The organism is Paenibacillus koleovorans NBRC 103111, from assembly GCF_004000845.1.
GTDB lineage: Bacteria > Bacillota > Bacilli > Paenibacillales > NBRC-103111 > Paenibacillus_AA > Paenibacillus_AA koleovorans.
In genome coordinates, this window is the sequence record NZ_BIMA01000259.1 from 1 (window position 1) to 900 (window position 900).

Below are 900 nucleotides of genomic sequence, written 5' to 3' on the forward strand. Positions count from 1 at the left end.
CCCGAGCCCGGGTCGCGCGGGCGGCGGGACGGCGCCGCCGCCGGTGGCAGCGGGCTCGCGCTCGCCGCGAAGCCGCCGCTCGGGCGGGACGCCGAGCTGCTCCGCGACGCGCTGGCCGAGCGCTACGGGCTCGTCGTCGAGCCGCTGGAGCGCCTGATGACCGCGGAACACACGTTCAGCCACATCCAGTGGAACCTGGATGTGTACCGGTGCCGCTTCGTCGAGCTGCGAGCCGGCGGCGGCACCGATGGCAGGCCGGACTTTGGCGACGCCGTGGCTATGCCCACCGCGTTCGGCGCCATGGCGGCGGCCGAGTCCGCAGCGGTGTACGACGCGTCAGGTTCGCCGAAGACCGCTGCCGATTCGTTCAGCGCACTGGAGTCATTCGACGCATTAGAGCCGTCTGATGATGCGTCCGGCATACTGGAGTCGTCAGTCGCAGCTTCATCCGACGAAGCCTTCGCCTCTCCCGCCGACGTCCAGCCGTTCCGCTGGATCGACGCCTCCGAGATGGACCGCTACGCGTTCCCGAACGTGTTCCTGCGCATCCTGCGCGAACAACAGAATACCCCTGCCGATCTCCGCCGCTGACATAAAAAGTCAGCCGAACGGATGGCAGGAGCAGAACAGCAACCCGATAAAGACGGTAAGGCGGTAAAGGCGGACACAGAAGCCGTTATTTGCTCCGAAAACACACTGTTCCTGAGTTTGCCGGACATACGATGCGCTATTTAGCCGAAATTAGCGTAAATCCGAGGCATACAATGCAAATAAGGTATCCTATGTCCGCCAAAATGGTAGACCACCCCGGTTTCCGCCAAATAGCGGCTCCTGTGTCCGCAAAAGTTGGGTCCAGCCTGGTTCGTCCCGGGCTTACCCTGGTACAACCCGGTTCGCCCT

1 pseudogene is annotated in these 900 nt (G+C 63.9%); it reads left to right on the plus strand.

Annotated features, from left to right (window positions below):
• Positions 1 to 591, plus strand: a pseudogene (locus PKO02S_RS32740) (hypothetical protein); the annotation flags it as partial.
• Between the last annotated feature and the right edge of the window lie 309 nt (positions 592 to 900).